The following is a 22,373-nucleotide window of genomic DNA, read 5'->3' on the forward strand; positions in this document are numbered from 1 at the left end:
CCGACGCCATGCAAACCCTACTGGGGGGTGCCCGGCACCGGCTCCAACTGCCACCACTGGCCGGGGGAGTCGGTGTCCTCCCACTGCTGCACATTGGCGCCGTCCGCCGTGGAGCCGTCGGCCACTTCCAGGACGAGTCCGCTGATGAAACTGACCAGCGTCACGGTGCCCGGCGCATCCAGATGCTGTTCGATCAGCCACTCCTGGGCGCCGTAGTTGTTGGCCTTCCACTGCTGGACGTTGGCGCCGTTCTCCGTGGAGGCGTTGGCGACGTCCAGCCGCTTGCCGCTGTGCGCATTGGTCAGGTGGTACAGCGCGGCACCCTCGTGCACGGGGGAGAGCTGCCAGTGCCGCCCGCCCGCCCCGTCCTGCTTGTCCGCGCCCTGCTGCACATTGGCGCCGCTGCCCTTGGCGGAGCCGTCAACCTCCAGCAGCAGTCCGCTGCCCACATTGCGCAGCCGGTACAGACCCGGTGCGACAACGGGTGCGGTGTCCGCGCTCATGATGGTGTCTCCTCCGGGTTCACCCGCATGCAGACCGCCGCCCGGCGGGGGAGCCGGACGGCGGTCGTGCGTGATTCGGTCGTGCAACGGTCGGGCTCAGGCACCCAGGTTGAACTCGCCCGGGTTCGGGCCGAGGCGCTTGCCCTCGTCGAGCGCGGCGAACGCGGCCAGGTCGTCGGCGTCCAGCTCGAAGCCGAACACATCGATGTTCTCCGCGATCCGCGACGGCGTCACGGACTTCGGGATCACCACGTTGCCCGTCTGGAGGTGCCAGCGGAGCACCGCCTGCGCGGGTGTGCGGCCGTGCTTCCGGGCGATCGCGACGACCGTCGGGACCTCCAGGAGGCCCTTGCCCTGACCCAGCGGGGACCAGGCCTCGGTGGCGATGCCGTGCCGCGCGTGGAAGGCGCGCGACTCGGCCTGCTGGAGCTGCGGGTGCAGCTCGATCTGGTTGATCACCGGGACCACGGAGGTCTCGCCGAGCAGGCGCTCCAGGTGCTCCGGAAGGAAGTTGGAGACACCGATGGCCTTCGCGCGACCGTCGGCGTAGATCTTCTCGAACGCCTTGTACGTGTCGATGTACGCGTCCTTGGCAGGCGTCGGCCAGTGGATCAGGTACAGGTCGACGTGGTCGAGGCCCAGCTTGTCCAGTGACGCGTCGAAGGCACGCATCGTCGACTCGTAGCCCTGGTCGACGTTCCACAGCTTGGTGGTGACGAAGAGCTCCTCGCGGGGGACACCGGAGGCGGCGACGGCCTTGCCGGTGCCCTCCTCGTTCCCGTAGATCGCGGCGGTGTCGATGCTCCGGTACCCGGACTCGATGGCCGTCGCGACCGCCTTCGCGGCCTCGTCGTCCGGCACCTGCCAGACACCGAAACCGAGCTGCGGCATCTCGACGCCGTTGTTGAGGGTGAGGGAGGGGACCTGGCTCACGAGCGGTCGATCCTTTACGTCGTCGGTTGGTTTTCCCAGTGGTCAACGATCAGGAGGCGCCATGCATTCCCTGCCGACCGGCCGTTCAGCACCGCTGAAGGGTGGCTGCTCTCGCGGTCATGCTCACCGGCGTCTCGACCATGTAGCGGGTTTTGTTTCATGTGCCGTCCTGCCGGGGCGAGTGCACCTCCGGCGGGGCGGCACGGCCCTGTCTCAGCGGTACAGCGCGTCCACCTCGACCGCGTACGCCGTCTCGATCGCCTTCCGCTTCAGCTTCAGCGACGGGGTCAGCAGACCGTGCTCCTCGGTGAACTGATGCGCAAGGATCCGGAAGGTACGGATCGACTCGGCCTGCGACACCGCCGTGTTGGCGGCCACCACCGCCCGCCTGACCTCCATCTCCAGATCCGGGTCCCGCACCAGGTCCGCCGCGTTCATCGGCGGCCGCCCCTGCATGGTGAGCCAGTGGTCCACGGACTCCTGGTCCACGGTCACCAGCGCCGCGATGTACGGCCGGTCGTTGCCGACCACGATGCACTGCGCCACCAGCGGATGGGCCCGCACCCGCTCCTCCAGACCGGCCGGCGACACGCTCTTGCCGCCCGATGTCACCAGGATCTCCTTCTTCCGCCCGGTGATCGTCAGATAGCCGTCCTCGTCGAGCGCACCCAGGTCGCCGGTGGCCAGCCAGCCGTCGTGCAGCACCGCGGCGGTGGCCTTCGGGTTGCCCAGATAGCTGCCGAAGACGTTGGCGCCGTGCACCCACACCTCGCCGTCGTCGGCGATGTGCACGGTGGTGCCGGGGATAGGCTGCCCGACCGTGCCGTACCGGGTGCGCTCCGGCGGATTGGCGGTGGCCGCCGCCGTGGACTCGGTCAGTCCGTACCCCTCGTACACCGTGACGCCCGCGCCCTCGAAGAACAGACCGAGCCGCCGGTCCATCCCCGAACCGCCGGACATGGCGTGCCGGATCCGGCCGCCCATCGCGTCGCGGACCTTCCTGTACACGACCTTGTCGAAGAACTGGTGCTGCATCCGCAGCCCCGCGGAAGGGCCGGGGCCGGTCCCGAACGCCCGGTGCTCCATCGCCTCCGCGTACTTCACCGCTACGTCCACGGCCTTGTCGAAGGGCCCGATCCTTCCCTCCGCCTCGGCCTTGCGCCGGGCGCCGTTGAAGACCTTCTCGAAGATGTACGGAACCGCCAGGATGAATGTCGGCCGGAACGACACCAGGTCCGGCATGAGCGCCTTCGCCGACAGCTCCGGCTGATGGCCCAGCTTCGCCCGGCCGCGGACCGCCGTGATCTCGATGATCCGGCCGAAGACGTGCGCCAGCGGCAGGAAGAGGAGCGTGGCGGCCTCGTCGCCCGGCTTGGAGTGGAAGACCGATTCCCAGCGCGACGCCATCGTGTCCGCCTCGAACATGAAGTTGGCGTGCGTGATCACGCAGCCCTTGGGGCGGCCCGTGGTGCCGGACGTGTAGATGACGGTCGCCACCGTATCGGGCGTCACCGCCCGCCGGTGCCGGTGCACCACCTCGTCCTCGACACCCACGCCCGCCTCGACCAGCTCGGTCACCGCGTCCGAGTCCAACTGCCAGAGCCGCTTCAGCAGGGGCAGCCGGTCGATCACCGAGGCGATCGTCATCGCGTGGTCCTCGTGCTCGACCATGATCGCGGACACCTCGGCGTCGTGCAGCATCCAGAGGACCTGCTCGGCGGAGGACGTCGGATAGACCGGCACGGACAGGGCGCCGACCGTCCACAGCGCGAAGTCGAAGAGCGTCCACTCGTAACGGGTACGCGCCATCAGGGCGACCCGGTCGCCGAATCGGACACCGTGGGCGATCAACCCCTTGGCGAGCGCGAGCACTTCGTCGCGGAACGTCGCCGCGGTGACATCACGCCAGCGTCCGTCCGGGTCCTTCCGGCCCAGCGAGACGCGGTGCGGATCCTCCTCCGCATAGTCGAAGACGGCATCGGCCAGCCCGCCTACCTGGGGCGCGACCGCCATGGGGGGGACAGTGAACTCGCGCAATGACCTGCTCCTTGTGGCGCTCGGCACAGCGCCGTGACGCTACCCCACCGGGTGGCGCGGCGGGAGGGCCCGGAACGACCGGAGAGCGTGCCACCTGCACAGATCAGCCACAGATATCCGGCCAGATGGGCAAGGCTCGGGCGCGCTTCTGACGGTGGAGTAAGTAGCTCGCGCCGCAATCTCCACCGAATCTGTACGTCTCGGCCACTCCCGTCATGACGGCCAGGGGTATTCCGTACCTGCTGCCCCCTCTCTCCCCGCGCACGCGTGCGGTCATGCGCCGTCGCGGCCGCTGATCGCGTTGATCCCGCCGACGCCACGGATCAGCCGGTCCCCGCCCGCCAGGATCGCCGCCGCGAGCGCGTCCGCCGCCTCCTGCGCCGCGTCCCGGCGGCGGCCGTGCAGCAGGACGAAATCCACGTCGCCGAGTTCCGGCAGCCCCGCCCTGGCCGGTACGGGAGTCAGTCCCGGCGGGATGAGACCGCGGGTGTGCGCCATCACGCCGAGACCGGCGTGGGCCGCCGCGACGAGTCCGCTGAGGCTCGTACTCGTACAGGCGATCCGCCAGGACCGGCCGTGCTCCTCCAGCACCTCCAGGGCGCGGGCCCGGGTGAGACCCGGCGGCGGGAAGAGGATCAGTGGCACCGGGCGGTCCGGGTCGATCCGCAGGTGCGGTGCGCCGATCCAGGCCAGTGCGTCCCGCCAGACCAGTTCGCCGTGCGTGTCACCGGTCCGCCGCTTGGCGAGGACGAGATCGAGCCGTCCCGCCGCCAGCTGCCGGTGCAGCGTCCCGGACAGCTCCACCGTCAGCTCCAGCTCGACCTCCGGATGGTCGCGGCGGAACGACTCCAGGATCTCCGGCAGCCGGGTCTGCACGAAGTCCTCGGACGCCCCGAACCGCAGCCGCCCGCGCAGCCGCGTTCCGGTGAAGAACGCCGCGGCCCGCTCGTGGGCCTGCAGGATCGTCCGCGCGAAGCCGAGCATCGCCTCACCGTCCACGGTGAGATCGACCCGGTGCGTGTCCCGGGTGAACAGCGGGCGCCCCGTCGCGTCCTCCAGCCGCCGCACATGCTGACTCACCGTGGACTGCCGCACGCCCAGCCGGCGGGCGGCCTGGGTGAAGCTCAGCGTCTGGGCGACGGCAAGAAAGGTACGGAGCTGTGCAGGATCGTACACAGCGCCCAGGCTATCGCGAACCATGATGACAGTGAGAGTGGTATGCCGGATTCCCGTTCGCTGTGACCAAGAGCAGGATGGTGAGGGCACGACCTGAACGAGAGACGCGTGGAGCACATGAGCCGCCGCACCATCAAGCTGCCGTCCTGGCTGCCGATCGACCCGTACATCCTGGCGTTGATCGGCACGGTCGCGCTCGCGGCGCTGTTGCCCGCATCGGGGACCGCCGCGGAGGTCGCCGACGGTGCGTCGACCGGAGCGGTCGCCCTCCTCTTCTTCCTGTACGGTGCCCGCCTCTCGACCTCCGAGGCGCTCGACGGCCTCAGGCACTGGCGGCTCCACCTCACCGTCCTGATCTGTACCTTCGTCGCGTTCCCGCTGCTGGGACTGGCGGGCAAGGGGCTGGTTCCGTACGCCCTGACCCCGCAGCTCTACACCGGCTTCCTCTTCCTCTGCCTCGTCCCGTCGACCGTCCAGTCGTCGATCGCCTTCACCTCGATCGCCCGCGGCAACGTGCCGGCGGCGATCTGCGCCGGCTCCTTCTCCTCGATCGCCGGGATCTTCCTCACCCCGCTGCTCGCCGCAGCGCTGCTCGGCAACAGCGGCGGCGGATTCTCGGCCGACGCGCTGCTGAGGATCGGGGTCCAGCTGCTGCTCCCGTTCGTCACCGGCCAGCTGTTGCGCCGCTGGATCGGCGGCTTCCTCACCCGCCACAAGAGGGTCCTCGGCCATGTCGACCGGGGCTCGATCCTGCTGGTCGTCTATGCGGCGTTCAGCGAGGGCATGGTCGCCGGCATCTGGCACCAGGTCACCCCGGCGAGGCTCGGTGCGCTGCTGGCCGCCGAAGCGGTGCTGCTCGCGCTGATGCTCACGCTGACCTGGTACGGGGCGAAGCGGCTCGGCTTCGACCGAGGAGACCGGATCGCCATCCAGTTCGCCGGTTCGAAGAAGAGCCTGGCCTCCGGGCTTCCGATGGCCAGCGTGCTCTTCGGAGCACACACCGGCCTCGCCGTGCTGCCCCTGATGCTCTTCCACCAGATGCAGCTGATGGTGTGCGCGGTGATCGCGAAGCGGCGCTCGCGCGATCCGCAGGACGGACTCCGGGAGCGCCCGGGGATTTTGGCGAGCGGTGCGGTGGCGGAGGAGCCCCTTTCGGTGGGCTGACGCGCTCGCCCGAACCCGAAGGCGCCGATGACGGACGCCACGGGGGCCGGACCCGCCTGCGCCGGGGGCGCTCCCCGTCGGCCGGACCCCTGACCCGTGTCACGGGCCGGGCACCTCAGCCCTGGCCGACCGTCGCCTCCAGGGCGATGCGGTGCTCACCCGCGTACACGTTCATGGACGGACCCCGCAGGAATCCGACCAGGGTCAGTCCGGTCTCCGCCGCCAGATCCACGGCGAGCGACGACGGCGCCGAGACCGCAGCGAGCACCGGGATCCCGGCCATCACCGCCTTCTGCGCCAGCTCGAAGGAGGCCCGCCCCGACACCAGCAGAATCGCCCGGGACAGCGGCAGCCGGTCGTCGGTCAGGGCCCGGCCGACAAGCTTGTCGACCGCGTTGTGCCGACCGACGTCCTCCCGGATGTCGAGCAGTTCCCCGGTCTCGGAGAACAGCGCCGCCGCATGCAGGCCCCCGGTCCGGTCGAAGACCCGCTGCGACTCGCGGAGCCGGTCGGGGAGGGCCGAGAGCAGCGCGGGCTCGACCCGGACCGGGGGAGTGTCGGCGACCGGGTGCCGGGTGGTGGTGCGGACCGCGTCGAGGCTCGCCTTGCCGCACAGCCCGCAGGAGGAGGTCGTGTAGACGTTGCGTTCGAGTGTGATGACGGGGACCTGCACGCCGGGTGCGAGCTTCACATCCACCACGTTGTAGGTGTTCACACCGTCGGCCGTCGCTCCCGCGCAGTACACGATCGACTGCACCTCGGAGCCGTCACCGATCACGCCCTCGCTGACCAGGAAGCCCGCCGCCAGCGCGAAGTCGTCGCCCGGCGTGCGCATCGTGATGGCGAGCGGTCTGCCGTTCAGCCGGATCTCCAGGGGCTCCTCGGCGACGAGGGTGTCGGGGCGCGTGGAGACCGCCCCGTCCCGGATGCGGATGGTGCGGCGGCGCTCGGTGACCCGTCCCATGGCGGTTGAACCCGATTCTGTACGTGTTGGAAGCCGAAGCGGCCCTTGATGCTGAGGTTGCCGTGGGTCACCCGGTTGTCCTGCGGAGAGGTGACCTTGACGAGCTCATTGTCCTGCACATGGAGGGTGACGTACACGACACCCGATGGCGCGCTCGGGCGACAGTATGGCGCTGACCGCGCCCGCCGGGTCGACGCTGTCCGGCCGGTCGCACCGGCGCCCACAACTGCGACTTTCGCGGGGCTCTCCGTTCGGCACGGGACCGGGCGAGGGAACAGGAGATGATGTCAAGTCGACAGAATATTGTCTACAGTACGCGTTCGGGCGGGTCATGGGTGTTGTCAAGCCTCCAAGCCTCGGCCGGTAATCCTGTGGGAACACGTGCCCCCGTACCGGGCGGTAGCCACCAAGACTGGATAGTTCCTGCCATACGTAGCGAGGGGAACCTCTACATGACCGGCTCACGTGTCGTGGCGCTCGGCCACTATCAGCCCGCCAAGGTGCTCACCAATGACGACCTGGCGGCCATGGTCGACACCAGCGACGAGTGGATCACCAGTCGCGTCGGGATCAAGACCCGCCATGTGGGAGGCCCTGACGAGCCGGTGGACGAGATGGCCGGGCACGCGGCGGCCAAGGCGCTCGCCACGGCCGGACTCGACCCCGCCGACATCGATCTGGTCCTTGTCGCGACCTCCACCGCGATCGACCGTTCGCCCAGCATGTCCGCGCGCGTGGCCGCCCGCCTCGGCATGGCTTCGCCGGCCGTCATGGACATCAACGTGGTCTGCTCCGGCTTCACCCACGCCCTCGCCACCGCCGACCATGCGATCCGGGCGGGCGCCGCGACCCGTGCGCTGGTGATCGGCGCCGACAAAATGGCCGACATCGCCGACTGGACCGACCGCTCCACCTGCGTCCTGCTCGGCGACGGTGCGGGCGCCGCGGTCGTGGTCGCGGACCCGCAGGCCGGTGCGGAAGCTGCACCCGGAATCGGCCCCGTGCTCTGGGGTTCGGTGCCGGAGATGGGCCGCGCGGTCCGGATCGAGGGGACGCCGCCGCGCTTCGCCCAGGAGGGGCAGTCCGTCTACCGCTGGGCCACCACCCAACTGCCGCCCATCGCGCGCAAAGTGTGCGAAAAGGCAGGGGTCGCCCCCGAGGATCTCGCCGCGGTGGTACTGCATCAGGCCAATCTGCGGATCATCGAACCGGTCGCCAGGAAGATCGGTGCGGTCAACGCGGTCATCGCCCGGGATGTCGTGGATTCCGGCAATACGTCCGCCGCTTCGATCCCCATGGCCCTGTCGAAACTGGTGGAACGCGGCGAGGTCGACAGCGGCGCTCCGGCACTGCTTTTCGGGTTCGGCGGGAACCTCTCGTACGCGGGTCAGGTGATCCGTTGCCCCTGACTCCCATGGCGCTCGTAGACTGTAGACGATAAGCAATTGCTGTCGCCCGGAGAGGGACCGCGACGTTGTCCACAGGACTGCCGCAGGGGGCCCTGCCGAAGCTGGAACGGCCCGGTCCGCTGCGCGAGCGCGTCTATGAGGCGCTGCTCGAACTGATCACCACGCGTGCGCTCCGCCCCGGCCGGCATCTGGTCGAGAGTGAGCTGGCGGGGCACCTCGGTGTGTCCCGGCAGCCGGTGCGCGAGGCCTTGCAGCGACTGAACACCGAGGGCTGGGTCGATCTGCGTCCCGCCCAGGGCGCGTTCGTCCATGAACCCACCGAGGAGGAGGCGGACCAGTTGCTCTCGGTCCGCACCCTGCTGGAGGCCGAGGCCGCCCGGCTGGCCGCGGCCAACTCCGGCACGGCCGGCATCGCCGCCCTCGAAGAGCTCTGCGCCAAGGGCGAGCAGGCGGTTGCCGACGACGATGTGGATCTCGCCGTCGCCACCAACGCCGCCTTCCATGCCAAGGTCATGGAGCTGGCGGGCAATGTGGTGCTCGCCCAGCTCGCCGGACAGGTCGACCGCCGGGTCCGCTGGTACTACACACCGGTGGCCCGCCGGCGCGGCACCCGGTCCTGGATCGAACACCGCTCGCTGACCGCGGCGATCTCCTCGCGGGACGAGCAGCGTGCCACCGAGATCATGCGGGCGCACACGGAGCAGACGCGCAAGACGTATCACCAGCGCGAAGAGAGCTGATGCCCGTCGGTGTTCAGCGCGGCGGCGTGGGCTGTACGAGGCCGGACTGGTAGGCGATGACGACCAGTTGGGCGCGGTCCCGGGCATGGAGCTTGGCCATGGCGCGCTGGACATGGGTGCGTACGGTCAGCGGGCTGAGGACGAGCATGCCGGCGATCTCGGCGTTGGACTTTCCCTCGGCGGCCAGAGCCATCACCTCTCGCTCGCGGGCCGTGAGAACGGCGAGGCGTTCGGGCGGCACCAGGTGGCTTCCGGGTTCGGGCGTGGCGAGGAAGCGGGTGATGAGGGAGCGCGTGGCCAGCGGGGAGAGCAGGGAGTCGCCGGAGGCCACGGTGCGGATGCCGCTGCAACACCACGGCGGCGATGGCGATGCCAATCCCCTCGGCCCCTCCGCCTGCCGCCGGCTGGGTCGCCAGCGCGGTTCCGCCGACCTCGACGGTCAGGCCCGCGTCCCGGGTCTCCTGTACGGCGTCCTTCAGCGTCTGCTTGCTCGCGTCGGTGAGGTCGTCGGCCTTCACCTTGTAGGTGACGGTCGCGTACGCCGTGGAGGCGTCCTTGCTCACCGAATGCGCTTGGAAGGGGCTCACCGCACTGGCGACCTGAGCCCCGTCGGCCGTCTCGACCACGGTCTTCTCGATGGCCGACCGGTTCCCGGCCGCGGTGACCTTCTGCCCGTCGGGAGCGACGAAGACGATCCGGGTGCTCGCCCCGTCGGCCATGGACCCGGGGAAGCGCTGTTCCATCAGGTCGAATGCCTTCTGGGACTCGATGCCGGGCATGGAGGACCCCTCATCGGGGGCGGCGGGAGCTGTGACGGCGCTGAAGCCGACAGCGCCCAGCACCGCCGCCCACGGCAGGGCGACGTACCAGCGCCGCCGGAAGGCCAGACGGCCCAGTCGATATCCTGGCGACGCGGCATTCCAGGAGATCTTCCACCCCATCGCCGAACTGCTGCTGGCGCGCTGCGACGCGGTGTTGCGCATCGGCGGCCCCTCGGACGGCGCGGACCGGATGGTCGCGAGGGCCCGGGATCAGGGGCTGGACGTCTACACCCGTATCGACGACGTCCCATCCGCCCGGTGACGGCCGGCCTGGACACCCCCGACCGCCGTGGCCGTACCGGCCTGGACCGGCACGGCCGCGACCTGACCGGCAACCCGCGGTGCGAATCGAAGACGTGGAAGTGCTTTCCTGCGACTGGTACGTCCTGCGCCGGACGACCTTCGACTACCGGCACAGCGACGGCCACTGGAGCCGGGAGCAGCGGGAGACCTACGACCGGGGCGACGGCGCCACGATCTTGCTCTGCAACACCGATCACCGCACTGTTCTGCTGACTCGCCAGTTCCGTCTGCCCGCCTATGTCAACGGGCACCCCGACGGCATGCTGATCGAGACCGCCGCCGGGCTCCTCGACGGCGACAGCCCCGAGGAAGCCATCCGCAGGGAAGCCGTCGAGGAGACCGGACATATCATCGGCACCCCCGAGCGTGTCTTCGGGGTGTACATGAGCCCCGGCTCGGTCACCGAACGCCTGCACTTCTTCGCTGCCCCCTGCCGTCCGCGGGCCTCCGCCGCCGACGGGCACGGGATCGCGGCCGAGGGTGAGGACATCGCGACGGTGGAACTCCCCTTCGCAGAGGCGCTCGCGATGGTCCGCACCGGCGCCATCGCCAATGCCAAGACCATCATGCTGCTGCGATGGGCGGCCCTGGACGGCCCGTACCGGCACTCCTGATTGCCCGCCCGGCCACGGCGCGGGCCTCGAAATGCCTCCGCGCCGACGGCAGACCCACGACTCGACCGCACGGCTTTGTCCTCAGTGTGGAGAAAGTTGTGGCGGATTCCTGCGCAACTTCTTCCCAGTACCGGCAACCGCTGCTACGTTCCACTCGAAAGCCCGACGGACAGGCCGATGTGGCGGGGAGGGGCGCGTGAGACGTATGACGGCACGACCCGCGAATGCGCATCAGGCGCGACTGCTCCGGCTGTTGCGTGACGGAGGGCCCAACTCCCGGGCACAGCTGGGGGATCAGGTCGAGCTCTCCCGCTCCAAGCTCGCCGTAGAGGTGGACCGGCTGCTGGAGACCGGACTCGTCGTGGCCGACGGACTCGCCGCCTCCCGCGGCGGGCGTCGCTCGCACAACATCCGGCTCGCTCCCGCACTGCGCTTCCTCGGCGTCGACATCGGTGCCACATCGATCGATGTGGCGGTCACCAACGCGGAGTTGGAGGTTCTGGGCCACCTCAACCACCCCATGGACGTACGCGAAGGACCTGTCGCGATCTTCGAACAGGTGCTGTCCATGGCGGCCAAGCTCCGGGCCTCCGGACTCGCCGAAGGCTTCGACGGCGCGGGCATCGGCGTACCCGGACCGGTCCGCTTCCCCGAAGGCGTACCGGTCGCACCCCCGATCATGCCCGGCTGGGACGGCTTCCCGGTCCGCGAGGCACTCAGCCAGGACCTGGGCTGCCCCGTCATGGTCGACAACGACGTGAATCTGATGGCGATGGGGGAACAGCACGCGGGCGTCGCACGCTCCGTGGGCGACTTCCTCTGCGTCAAGATCGGTACCGGTATCGGCTGCGGCATCGTCGTCGGCGGCGACGTCTACCGCGGAACGACGGGCAGCGCCGGCGACATCGGCCACATCCAGGTCGAACCCGACGGCCGCGCCTGCGCCTGCGGCAACCGGGGCTGCCTGGAAGCCCACTTCAGCGGCGCCGCGCTGGCCCGCGACGCCGAGGACGCGGCGCGCGCGGGACAGTCGCAGGAGCTCGCCGCCCGACTGGAGGCGGCCGGGAAACTCACCGCCGCCGATGTGGCCGCCGCCGCGGCCGCCGGTGACGCCACCTCGCTCGACCTGATCCGCGAAGGCGGAAACCGGGTCGGCCAGGTCATCGCCGGACTCGTCAGCTTCTTCAACCCCGGACTGGTGGTGATCGGCGGCGGTGTGACCGGCCTCGGCCACACACTCCTCGCCAGCGTCCGGACCCAGGTCTACCGGCAGTCCCTGCCGCTGGCCACCGGCAATCTCCCCATCGTGCTGGGTGAGTTGGGGCCGGCCGCCGGAGTGATCGGCGCCGCCCGGCTCATCAGCGACCACCTGTTCTCACCGGCCTGATCCTCGACCGGTACGCACCACCGAACCGCCTCCCGCCCCTTGTGGCCGGGGGTCCGGGGGGTGACCCCCGGAACAGTACTGCGCCCTGCCCGCTCACCGGCCCCGCACCCGCCGAGGGGATTTGTCATGGCTCCAGAACCACCCCTGCTCACCATGTCCGGCATCACCAAGTCGTTCCCCGGTGTGCGCGCCCTCGACGGCGTGGACCTGGAGGTCCAGGCCGGTGAAGTCCACTGTCTGCTCGGGCAGAACGGCGCCGGCAAGTCCACCCTCATCAAGGTGCTCGCCGGGGCCCACCAGCCCGACGGCGGCGAGATCACCTGGCGCGGCGCACCCGTCTCGCTCAAGTCGCCGATCGCCGCCATGCGTCTCGGCATCGCCACCATCTACCAGGAACTCGACCTGGTCGAAGGCCTCTCGGTCGCCGAGAACATCTTCCTCGGCCACGAACCCACCGCCGCCCGCTTCGTCGTCCGCACCCGCGAAGGACGCGCGGCCGCCGCCGCACTGCTGAAGCGCCTCGGCCACCCCGAGATCGATCCCGCCCGTCCCGTCGGCGCGCTCTCCGCCGCCCAGCAGCAGATCGTCTCCATGGCGCGGGCGCTCTCCCATGACGTACGGCTCATCGTCATGGACGAGCCGTCCGCCGCCCTCGACCCCGACGAGGTCGCCAACCTGTTCCGTATCGTCGCCGGGCTCACCGCCGACGGGGTCGCCGTCGTCTACATCTCCCACCGCCTGGAGGAGATCCGCCGGATCGGCGACCGGGTGACCGTGCTCAAGGACGGGCGGGCCGTCGCCGTCGGGCTGCCCGCCGAGTCCACCCCTACGCGCGACATCGTTGCCATGATGACCGGCCGCAATGTCGAGTACGTCTTCCCGCAGCGCCCCGGGGCGCCCGCGGAGGACACCCGGCAGGACCCCGTGCTCACCATTGAAGGACTCGCCAGAGAAGGCGAGTTCGCCCCCGTCGACCTGGAACTGCGGCCCGGCGAGATCGTCGGGCTCGCCGGACTCGTCGGATCCGGGCGCTCCGAGATCCTGGAGACGATCTACGGAGCCCGCCGGCCGAGCACGGGCCGGGTCCTGGTCGGCGGGCGGCCGCTGCGCCCCGGCAGCGTCCGCGCCGCCGTCGCCGCGGGCATCGGACTCGCCCCCGAGGAACGCAAGGCGCAGGCCCTGCTGATGCTCGAATCCGTCACCCGTAACGTGTCGGTCTCCTCCATGTCCCGTTTCTCCCGGGCCGGTTGGCTCGACCGCGGAGCCGAGCGCCGGGCGGCCCGCGCCGCCACCCGCGAACTCTCGCTGCGCCCCGACAACCCGGACACCCCCGTCCGCACACTCTCCGGCGGCAATCAGCAGAAGGCCGTCCTGGCCCGCTGGCTGCTGCGCGGCTGCCGGGTGCTGCTGCTCGACGAACCGACCCGCGGTGTCGACGTCGGCGCCCGCGCCGAACTCTACGCCGTGATCCGCCGGCTGGCCGACGAAGGCCTCGCCGTTCTGCTGGTCTCCAGCGAAGTGCCCGAAGTGCTGGGCCTCGCCGACCGGGTGCTGGTGCTCCGCGAGGGCCGCGTCGTGCATGCGGCGGACGCCCGGGAGCTCGACGAGCACCGCGTACTCGACCTCGTGATGGAAGGGAGCCCGACGTCATGACTCAGCCCGTCTCCTCGGCGCAGCACGGTGGGCCGGACAAGGCGGCCCCGCCCGCCCCCGCCGCGCTGCCGCCCTCGAAGGGCGGCGGACTGCGCGCCCTCGGGGTGCGTGCGGACGTCCGTAACCTGTCGCTGCTCGGCGTCCTCGCCGTACTGATCGCCGTCGGCGGGTTCACCGAACCCGACGCGTTCCTGGACACCGGGAACCTGCAGCTGATCCTGACCCAGTCGTCCGTCATCGGCGTCGTCACCGTCGGCATGACGTTCGTCATCACCAGCGGCGGCATCGATCTGTCGGTCGGCGCGATGGTTGCGCTCGCATCGGTCTGGGCGACCACGCTCGCCACCCAGGAGTTCGGCTTCGCGGGGATCCTCTTCACCGCCGTGCTCGTCGGCCTCGGCGCCGGACTCGTCAACGGGCTGCTCATCGCGTACGGGAGGCTGGTGCCGTTCATCGCGACGCTGGCCATGCTCGCCTCGGCCCGCGGTCTCGCCCTGCAGATCACCGACGGCAAGACACAGATCGTCACCGTCCAGTCCGTCCTCGACCTGGGGCTGCCCGACTCTTACGTCCTCGGCATCCCGCCGCTGGTCATGGTCTTCGCCGCGGTCACCGTCATCGGCTGGCTGGTGCTGAACCGGACGACGTTCGGACGCCGCACGGTCGCGGTCGGCGGCAACGCGGAAGCGGCCCGCCTCGCCGGCATCGATGTACGGCGGCAGCGGCTCTATCTGTATCTGCTCTCCGGGCTCTGCTGCGGCATTGCCGCCTTCATGCTGATCATCCTGTCCGGCTCGGGACAGAACACCAACGGCAACCTGTACGAGCTCGACGCCATCGCCGCCGCGATCATCGGCGGCACCCTGCTCAGCGGCGGACGCGGCACGATCGTCGGCTCCGTCCTCGGTGTCCTCGTCTTCACCACCATCACCAATATCTTCGCGCTCAACAATCTGCAGACCGATGTCCAGCAGATCGCCAAGGGCGCGATCATCGTTGCCGCCGTCCTGGTCCAGCGCCGAACCTCGGCCCACGGGGAGACCTAGGAGCTGCCCGGCGGATCACGGCCGGGCCCTGATCCGCCGCACACCCCCAGCCCCCGGGCTCTCCCCACTCCACCTCACGCCATCTCACCCCATCTCCCCCGCAGTTCCGCATGCCACCCACGCACCGGATGAAGGGTTCGACAGCCATGCCAGAAACCAGCCGCAGAGGACTGCTCTTCGGCACCGCGGCCGTCTCCGCGGGCGCTCTCCTCACCGCTTGCACCAGCAATGAGCCCAAGAAGTCGCAGACCGCGCAGAGCAATCAGCCGGCTGCCGACGACAAGCCGGGCAAGCCCGTCACCATCGGCTTCGCCGGACCACAGGCCGACCACGGATGGCTCAACGCCATCAACGAGAACGCCAAGTCGCGGGCGGAGAAGTACTCCGAGGTGACCCTGGAGATCACCGAGGGTTCCAACGACACCGCCGCCCAGATCGGCCAGGTCAAGACCCTCATCAACAAGAAGGTCGACGTCCTCGTCATCCTCCCTGCCGACGGCAAGGCGCTCACCCAGGTCGGTCTGGAGGCGATGAAGGCGGGCATCCCCGTCATCAACCTGGACCGCATCTTCGCCTCACCGCAGGCCTACCGCTGCTGGGTCGGCGGCGACAACTACGGCATGGGTCTCAATGCCGGCACGTACATCGGCGAACAGCTCAAGGACAAGCCGAACGCCAAGGTGGTCGAGCTCGCGGGCATCGACAACCTGGAGCTCACCAAGCAGCGCAGCCAGGGCTTCGCCGACGCCCTCAAGAATTACTCCAACATCAAGCTGGTGGCCCGTCAGTCCGCGGATTTCACCGTCGAGTCGGGCCAGGCGAAAATGGCTCAACTCCTGCAGGCGCAGAAGAAGTTCGACGCGCTGTGGAACCACGACGACGACCAGGGAGTCGGCGCGCTGCGCGCCATCCAGCAGGCCGGCCGGGACGAGTTCCTGATGGTCGGAGGCGCGGGCGCGAAGTCCGCGATGGACGCCATCAAGGCCGACAACAGCGTCCTGAAGGCCACGGTTCTCTACCCGCCGACGATGGCCGCGTCCGCCATCGACCTGGCGCGTGCCCTGGGGCAGGGCAAGGGCATCGGCGGGCTCTCCGAACTGGAGATCCCGACCAGCCTCACCCTCTACTCGGCCGTCGTCACCAAGGACAACGTCGACCAGTACCTGCCGACGGGCTTCAGCTGATCCGCCGTCCAGGAGGGTGCTGACCCTCCTGCTGTGCGCCCACCGAACGACTGACGAGGAGGAAGTCCGTATGGCCCGTAGGGAAGAGACGGAGCAGGAGGCCGCAGCGCCGCCGACGACCGTGCCGAAGGCGACGCTCGGGGTCGGCATGGTCGGATACGCGTTCATGGGCGCCGCCCACTCACAGGGGTGGCGCACCGCCGGACACGCTTTCGACCTGCCGATGCAGCCGGCTCTCGCCGCGATCTGCGGACGCGACCGTACGGCGGTCTCCGCCGCCGCCGAACGGCACGGCTGGGCGGCGGCGGAGACCGACTGGCGTGCCCTGATCGCCCGGGACGACGTCCAGCTCGTCGACATCTGCACGCCCGGAGACAGCCATGCGGAGATCGCCATCGCCGCCCTGGAGGCCGGCAAGCACGTGCTGTGCGAGAAGCCGCTCGCCAACACGGTCGCCGAGGCGGAGGCCATGACGGAGGCCGCGGAACGGGCCAGGGTTCGCGGCCAGGTGGCGATGGTCGGCTTCAACTACCGCAAGGTGCCGGCGATCGCGTACGCACGGAAGCTGATCGCCGACGGCAGGCTCGGCACCCTGCGGCACGTACGGGCCACCTACCTCCAGGACTGGCTGGTCGACCCCGACTCACCGCTCACCTGGCGGCTCAAGCGCGAGCACGCGGGATCCGGTGCGCTCGGCGACCTCGGGGCGCACATCGTCGACCTTGCCCAGTATCTGGCGGGGGAGCTCCTGGTGGGGGTGTCGGCGGTCGCCGAGACCTTCGTACGGGAACGACCGCTGCTCGCCGGAGCGTCGGCCGGGCTCTCGGGCACCGCGGACAGCGGAGCACGCGGGGCGGTCACCGTCGACGACGCCGCCCTGTTCACCGGCAGGCTCGCCTCCGGAGCACTGGCCTCGTTCGAGGCGACCCGGATGGCGGCGGGCCGCAAGAACGCCTTAGGGCTGGAGATCAACGGCGAACGCGGCTCGCTCGCCTTCGATCTGGAACGCCTCAACGAACTGTCCTTCCACGACCACACCGAGCAGGCCACCACCGCCGGGTTCCGCCGCATCCTCGTCACCGAGCCCGCGCACCCGTACCTGGAGGCGTGGTGGCCGCCGGGCCACGCACTCGGCTACGAGCACACCTTCATCCACCAGGCCCGCGACCTGGTCCTGACGATCGCCGAAGGGGCGGACCCCGTTCCCTCGTTCGCCGACGGACTTCAGGTGCAACGGGTGCTCGCGGCGGTGGAGGAAAGCGCCGAGAAGAGCTCCGTACACACCCCCGTACCGTCCTAGGAGGTTCCGCGCATGCCCCGTCCCTTCACGCTCTTCACCGGTCAGTGGGCCGACCTGCCGCTGGAGGAGGTCTGCCGGCTTGCCCGGGACTTCGGTTATGACGGGCTCGAACTCGCCTGCTGGGGTGATCACTTCGGGGTCGACAAGGCTCTCGCCGACCCCGGCTATCTCGACGGGCGGCGGCAGCTGCTCGACAAGTACGGCCTGAAGTGCTGGGCGATCTCCAACCACCTCGTCGGCCAGGCGGTCTGCGACAACCCGATCGACGAACGGCATCAGGGCATCCTGCCCGCCCGGATCTGGGGCGACGGCGAGCCCGAAGGGGTACGGCAACGCGCCGCCGAGGAGATCAAGAACACCGCCCGCGCGGCCGCCGCCTTCGGGGTCCGTACCGTCATCGGCTTCACCGGCTCGTCGATCTGGCACCTGGTGGCGATGTTCCCGCCGGTGCCGCCGCGGATGATCGAGCGCGGTTACGAGGACTTCGCCGAGCGCTGGAACCCGATCCTCGACGTGTTCGACGCGGAGGGCGTGCGGTTCGCCCACGAGGTGCACCCCAGTGAGATCGCGTACGACTACTGGACCACGCACCGGGCCCTGGAGGCCGTCGGCCACCGGGCCGCGTTCGGGCTGAACTTCGACCCGAGCCATTTCGTCTGGCAGGACCTCGATCCGGTGGGCTTCCTCTACGACTTCCGGGACCGGATCTACCACGTGGACTGCAAGGAGGCCCGCAAGCGTCTCGACGGGCGCAACGGCCGTCTCGGCTCGCACCTGCCCTGGGGCGATCCGCGGCGCGGCTGGGACTTCGTCTCCGCCGGGCACGGTGACGTGCCGTGGGAGGACGTGTTCCGGATGCTCCGCTCGATCGACTACGAAGGTCCGATCTCGGTGGAGTGGGAGGACGCCGGGATGGACCGGCTGGCGGGCGCACCGGAAGCGCTTGCCAGGCTGAAGCGGTACGACTTCGACCCGCCGGCTGCGTCGTTCGACGCGGCATTCGGGGGCGGCGACTGACGGCTTCCCCCCGGGGCTCCATCCCCGGACTTCCGCTCCTCGATCGCGCCCTTTGAGCACGTCCGGCGTGTGAGGGCCGGGGTCCGGGGCCGGAGCCCCGGCGGGGCGGGGCGGGTGGCGGACAGGTCTGCGCTGCCCGGCGGCACGCGCGCCGCCGGGACGGTCCAGGCTGCCCAAAACCTCCTTTGTCCTGATCCAGGAAAAAGTTCAACTTATCTCCTGCGCAAGGGCTTTCCACCTCGGACGAACCCGTCTACCGTCCCCTTGGTGTACACGACATGACTCGCGTCACCGGAGCCCCGCCAGGCCCTCGGTGACCTGCGCGGCAGTCCCCGCGCGGAACGGCACGGCAGCACTCGCCCGTACAACCGGCACTCTCCGGAGGACAACTCGTGCACAGAACCAGAACCCGGCCCCGATTCCGTACATCCCTCGCCCTGCTCACCGGCGGCCTGCTTACCGCGGCCACCCTCGCCCTGGGCGCCCCGCCCGGTGCGGCCGCGTCGGGCCCGACCTCGCCGGCCGCGTCCGATGCGGCGGCGACCGAGGACTTCCAGCAGGTCACCCTCGCCAAGGGCGCCGCCGAGACCGGCGAACCCATGTCCCTGGCCGTGCTCCCCGACCGCAGTGTCCTGCACACCTCGCGCAACGGCGAGCTGCGGATCACCGACAGCGCGGGCAACACCAAGATCTCCGGCGTCATCCCCGTCTACTCGCACGACGAGGAAGGCCTCCAGGGCGTCGGCATCGACCCGGACTTCGACAGGAACCGGGCGATCTACCTCTACTACGCGCCCCCGCTGGACACCCCCGCGGGCGACGCCCCGGAGAACGGAACCGCCGCCGACTTCGCCAAGTTCGACGGCGTCAACCGGCTCTCCCGCTTCGTCCTCAAGGAGGACGGCACCCTCGACCTGAGCAGCGAGAAGAAGGTTCTCGACGTCAAGACGTCCCGCGGCATCTGCTGCCACGTCGGCGGCGACATCGACTTCGACGCACAGGGCAACCTGTATCTGTCGACCGGCGACGACTCCAACCCGTTCGCCTCCGACGGCTACACGCCCATCGACGAACGCCCGGACCGCAACCCGGCGTTCGACGCCCGGCGCACCTCGGGCAACACCAACGACCTGCGCGGCAAGATCCTGCGGATCAAGGTCGCCGACGACGGCTCGTACACCATTCCGGACGGCAACCTCTTCGCGCCGGGCACCGACAAGACGCGCCCTGAGATCTACGCGATGGGCTTCCGCAACCCGTTCCGCTTCAGCGTCGACAAGGCCACCGGCATTGTCTACGTCGGCGACTACGGGCCCGACGCGGGCGCGGCCGACCCCAAGCGCGGACCGGCCGGAACGGTCGAGTTCGCCCGGGTGACCGAGCCGGGCAACTTCGGCTGGCCGTTCTGCACCGGGAAGAACGACGCGTTCGTCGACTACGACTTCGCGACGAAGACGTCCGGCGCCGCCTTCGACTGCGACGCCCCGAAGAACACCTCGCCGCACAACACCGGTCTGGTCGACCTGCCCCCGGCGCAGCCCGCCTGGATCCCGTACGACGGCGGTTCCGTGCCCGAGTTCGGCACCGGCTCCGAGTCGCCGATGGGCGGCCCCGTCTACCACTACGACCCGAACCTCGACTCGCCCGTGAAGTTCCCCGAGGCGTACGACGGTGACTTCTTCGCCGGCGAGTTCGGCCGGCGCTGGATCAAGCGCATCGAGCAGGACGGCGACGGCAACGTCCAGTCCATCAACAACTTCCCGTGGTCCGGGACCCAGGTGATGGACATGGCCTTCGGCCCGGACGGGGCGCTGTACGTCCTGGACTACGGCCTGTCCTGGTTCGGCGGCGATGAGCACTCCGCGCTCTACCGCATCGAGAACGCCACCGGCGGCCACTCGCCCGTAGCCGAAGCCGCCTCCAACAAGACGTCCGGCGCCGCACCGCTGAAGGTGCAGTTCTCCTCGGCCGGCACCACGGACTCCGACGGCGACGCACTCACGTACGCCTGGGACTTCGGCGACGGCGGCACGTCGACCGCCGCGAACCCCACGTACACGTACCGGAAGAACGGCACCTACACCGCGACCGTCACCGCCAAGGACCCCACGGGACGCACCGGACTGGCGAGCGTCCATGTGACCGTCGGCAACACGGCACCCACGGTGAAGCTGGAACTCCCCGGTGACGGGCAGCTGTTCAGCTTCGGGGACAAGATCCCGTTCAAGGTGACCGTCACCGACCCCGAGGACGGCACGATCGACTGCTCTAAGGTCGAGGTCCGCTTCGTGCTCGGCCATGACAGCCACGGCCACCCGATCACCACGACCAACGGCTGCACCGGCACCATCAGCACCCAGGTCGACGGCGGACACGACCCGAACGCCAACATCTTCGGAGTCATCGACGCCTCGTACACCGACGGCGGGGGCGGCGGCCAGGCCGCGCTCTCCGGCCACGCCCAGTCGCAGCTTCAGCCCCGCCACCGGCAGGCCGAGCACTTCACCGCGTCGTCCGGCATCAGGACGTACGACAAGGCGGCCGCGCACGGCGGCAAGACGGTCGGCGACATCGACAACGGCGACTGGATCGCCTTCAAGCCGTACATCCTCGGTGACTCCACCAAGCTCACCGCCCGGATCTCGTCCGGCGGCGCGGGAGGCTTCCTCGAAGTACGGTCCGGCTCCGCGACCGGTAAGCTCCTCGGCTCCGCACCGGTGCCGGTGACCGGTGGCTGGGAGAACTTCCAGGACATCGACGTACCGCTGCGCGGCGTTCCGGGGAAGGCCACCGAACTCTTCCTGGTCTTCAAGGGCGGCGCCGGGGCGCTCTTCGACGTCGACGACTTCGAGCTCTCCAACAGCGCCCCCGACCGGACCGCCAGGCGGGTCCTGGTCTTCTCGAAGACGGCCGGCTTCCGCCACGACGCGATTCCCGAAGGCATCGCGGCGCTGAAGGAACTCGGCGCGACCAGCAACATCACCGTCGACTCCACGGAGGAGGCGGGCCAGTTCACCACCAGCAACCTGGCCCGCTACGACGCCGTCGTCTTCCTCTCCACGACCGGTGACGTGCTCAATGCCGACCAGCAGAAGGCGTTCGAGAACTACATCGCCACCGGCGGCGGCTACATGGGCGTGCACGCCGCCGCGGACACCGAGTACGACTGGTCGTTCTACGGCGGACTCGTCGGCGCGTACTTCGCCGGACACCCCGCGATCCAGCCCGTCACCGTCCGCGTCGAGGACCACAAGCACCCGGCGACCGCCCACCTCGACGACGCCTGGAACCGGACCGACGAGCTGTACAACTACCGCACCAACCCGCGCGACAAGGTGAAGGTCCTCGCCACGCTCGACGAGACGACCTACACCGGCGGCACCATGAAGGGCGACCACCCGATCACCTGGTGCCAGACCTACCAGGGCGGCCGCTCCTTCTACACGGGCCTCGGCCACACCAAGGAGTCGTACGCCGAACCTGCCTTCCGCCAGCTCCTCCTCGGCGGAGTCCGCTACGCGGCCGGACAGGTGAAGGCCGACTGCAAGCCGGACACCGGCTACCGGTCGATCTTCAACGGCAAGACGATCGAGGGCTGGAAGCAGGCGGGCCCCGGGAAGTTCAACGTCGTCGACGGTGAACTCCGCTCCGAGGGCGGCATGGGTCTCCTCACCTACCAGGCCAAGGAGCTGGGGGGGTACTCGCTGAAGCTCGACTGGAAGCTGGCGGGCGACGACAACTCCGGTGTCTTCGTCGGATTCCCGGAGTCCGACGACCCCTGGTCCGCGGTGAACAACGGCTACGAGGTCCAGATCGACGCCACCGACGCCCCCGACCGCACCACGGGCTCCATCTACGGCTTCAAGGCGGCGGACATCAAGGCCCGTGACCAGGTCCTGCGGCCGCCCGGCCAGTGGAACAGCTACGAGATCAAGGTCCAGGGCGAACGGCTCCAGGTCTTCCTCAACGGAGTCAAGATCAACGACTTCACCAACACCGATCCCGTCCGCAGCCTGAAGAGCGGCTACATCGGCCTCCAGAACCACGGAGCCGACGACCATGTGTCCTTCCGCAACATCGAGTTGAAGGAGCTGCCCGCCGCCTAGGCGACAGCCGCAGTCC

The 22,373-nt window shown here is 69.7% G+C and carries 16 protein-coding genes and 4 pseudogenes; 12 read left to right on the forward strand and 8 right to left on the reverse strand.

The features are described from left to right. Window positions 1-17: 17 nt before the first annotated feature. The 4 genes from ACGFSA_RS18540 to ACGFSA_RS18555 all read right to left on the reverse strand — a co-directional run bounded on the left by ACGFSA_RS18540 (window position 18) and on the right by ACGFSA_RS18555 (window position 4,658). On the reverse strand, window positions 18-503 hold the full coding sequence (locus tag ACGFSA_RS18540) for an RICIN domain-containing protein (protein WP_393305434.1): 486 nt from the start codon (window positions 501-503) through the stop codon (window positions 18-20). Between the two features lie 96 nt (window positions 504-599). After that, window positions 600-1,436, reverse strand: a complete 837-nt coding sequence (locus ACGFSA_RS18545) for an aldo/keto reductase (protein WP_393305436.1) — start codon at window positions 1,434-1,436, stop codon at window positions 600-602. 213 nt (window positions 1,437-1,649) lie between these two features. Next, window positions 1,650-3,449 (reverse strand): AMP-dependent synthetase/ligase, encoded by a 1,800-nt coding sequence (locus ACGFSA_RS18550; RefSeq protein WP_393305438.1) that lies wholly within the window; start codon window positions 3,447-3,449, stop codon window positions 1,650-1,652. A gap of 297 nt (window positions 3,450-3,746) precedes the next feature. Then, the gene (locus tag ACGFSA_RS18555) at window positions 3,747-4,658 is read right to left on the reverse strand and encodes a LysR substrate-binding domain-containing protein (RefSeq protein WP_393305490.1); all 912 of its coding nucleotides are present in this window, start codon (window positions 4,656-4,658) and stop codon (window positions 3,747-3,749) included. A gap of 108 nt (window positions 4,659-4,766) precedes the next feature. On the opposite strand from ACGFSA_RS18555, the gene ACGFSA_RS18560 reads away from it, so the two are divergent. Continuing rightward, the gene (locus ACGFSA_RS18560; RefSeq protein ID WP_393305492.1) at window positions 4,767-5,813 is read left to right on the forward strand and encodes a bile acid:sodium symporter family protein; all 1,047 of its coding nucleotides are present in this window, start codon (window positions 4,767-4,769) and stop codon (window positions 5,811-5,813) included. 115 nt (window positions 5,814-5,928) lie between these two features. Here the strand turns inward: ACGFSA_RS18560 and fdhD are convergent, their stop codons facing one another. Further along, window positions 5,929-6,777 (reverse strand): formate dehydrogenase accessory sulfurtransferase FdhD, encoded by an 849-nt coding sequence (gene fdhD, locus ACGFSA_RS18565; RefSeq protein WP_393305440.1) that lies wholly within the window; start codon window positions 6,775-6,777, stop codon window positions 5,929-5,931. A gap of 11 nt (window positions 6,778-6,788) precedes the next feature. Then, window positions 6,789-6,995: pseudogene (locus ACGFSA_RS18570) on the reverse strand (Fe-S-binding domain-containing protein); the annotation flags it as partial. A gap of 234 nt (window positions 6,996-7,229) precedes the next feature. Here ACGFSA_RS18570 and ACGFSA_RS18575 point away from each other — a divergent pair. Both ACGFSA_RS18575 and ACGFSA_RS18580 read left to right on the forward strand, forming a co-directional pair. After that, entirely contained in the window at window positions 7,230-8,186 is a 957-nt protein-coding gene (locus tag ACGFSA_RS18575; protein ID WP_393305442.1) for a beta-ketoacyl-ACP synthase III, read from the forward strand. Between the two features lie 65 nt (window positions 8,187-8,251). Continuing rightward, a complete protein-coding gene (locus tag ACGFSA_RS18580) occupies window positions 8,252-8,926 on the forward strand; it encodes a GntR family transcriptional regulator (RefSeq protein WP_393305444.1) in 675 nt (224 codons plus the stop codon). 13 nt (window positions 8,927-8,939) lie between these two features. Here the strand turns inward: ACGFSA_RS18580 and ACGFSA_RS18585 are convergent. Continuing rightward, window positions 8,940-9,272 (reverse strand): annotated as a pseudogene (locus ACGFSA_RS18585) (response regulator transcription factor); the annotation flags it as partial. Window position 9,273: 1 nt separating this feature from the next. Continuing rightward, window positions 9,274-9,822: pseudogene (locus ACGFSA_RS18590) on the reverse strand (MMPL family transporter); the annotation flags it as partial. Between ACGFSA_RS18590 and ACGFSA_RS18595 the strand changes: the two are divergent. The 9 genes and pseudogenes from ACGFSA_RS18595 to ACGFSA_RS18635 all read left to right on the forward strand — a co-directional run bounded on the left by ACGFSA_RS18595 (window position 9,704) and on the right by ACGFSA_RS18635 (window position 22,357). Then, window positions 9,704-10,009: a hypothetical protein gene (locus ACGFSA_RS18595; protein ID WP_393305494.1), complete on the forward strand. Its 306-nt coding sequence runs from the start codon at window positions 9,704-9,706 to the stop codon at window positions 10,007-10,009. The pseudogene ACGFSA_RS18590 and the gene ACGFSA_RS18595 sit on opposite strands and share 119 nt — an antisense overlap. Further along, window positions 10,006-10,664: pseudogene (locus ACGFSA_RS18600) on the forward strand (NUDIX domain-containing protein). The gene ACGFSA_RS18595 and the pseudogene ACGFSA_RS18600 overlap by 4 nt, the downstream one beginning before the upstream one ends. A 205-nt stretch (window positions 10,665-10,869) precedes the next feature. After that, window positions 10,870-12,051, forward strand: coding sequence for an ROK family protein (locus ACGFSA_RS18605; RefSeq protein ID WP_393305446.1), 1,182 nt, complete (start codon window positions 10,870-10,872; stop codon window positions 12,049-12,051). A 126-nt stretch (window positions 12,052-12,177) separates the two neighbouring features. After that, on the forward strand, window positions 12,178-13,704 hold the full coding sequence (locus tag ACGFSA_RS18610; RefSeq protein ID WP_393305448.1) for a sugar ABC transporter ATP-binding protein: 1,527 nt from the start codon (window positions 12,178-12,180) through the stop codon (window positions 13,702-13,704). Then, window positions 13,701-14,750, forward strand: coding sequence for an ABC transporter permease (locus tag ACGFSA_RS18615; protein ID WP_393305450.1), 1,050 nt, complete (start codon window positions 13,701-13,703; stop codon window positions 14,748-14,750). Before ACGFSA_RS18610 ends, ACGFSA_RS18615 begins: the two co-directional genes overlap by 4 nt. Window positions 14,751-14,896: 146 nt before the next feature. Further along, window positions 14,897-15,934, forward strand: coding sequence for a substrate-binding domain-containing protein (locus ACGFSA_RS18620; RefSeq protein WP_393305452.1), 1,038 nt, complete (start codon window positions 14,897-14,899; stop codon window positions 15,932-15,934). 70 nt (window positions 15,935-16,004) lie between these two features. Further along, window positions 16,005-17,234, forward strand: coding sequence for a Gfo/Idh/MocA family protein (locus ACGFSA_RS18625; protein WP_393305454.1), 1,230 nt, complete (start codon window positions 16,005-16,007; stop codon window positions 17,232-17,234). Between the two features lie 12 nt (window positions 17,235-17,246). Beyond that, entirely contained in the window at window positions 17,247-18,251 is a 1,005-nt protein-coding gene (locus ACGFSA_RS18630; RefSeq protein ID WP_393305456.1) for a sugar phosphate isomerase/epimerase family protein, read from the forward strand. A 392-nt stretch (window positions 18,252-18,643) separates the two neighbouring features. After that, a complete protein-coding gene (locus ACGFSA_RS18635) occupies window positions 18,644-22,357 on the forward strand; it encodes a ThuA domain-containing protein (protein WP_393305458.1) in 3,714 nt (1,237 codons plus the stop codon). Window positions 22,358-22,373: the final 16 nt, after the last annotated feature.

Source organism: Streptomyces sp. NPDC048496, assembly GCF_043200055.1.
In the GTDB taxonomy this organism is placed as follows: Bacteria; Actinomycetota; Actinomycetes; order Streptomycetales; family Streptomycetaceae; genus Streptomyces.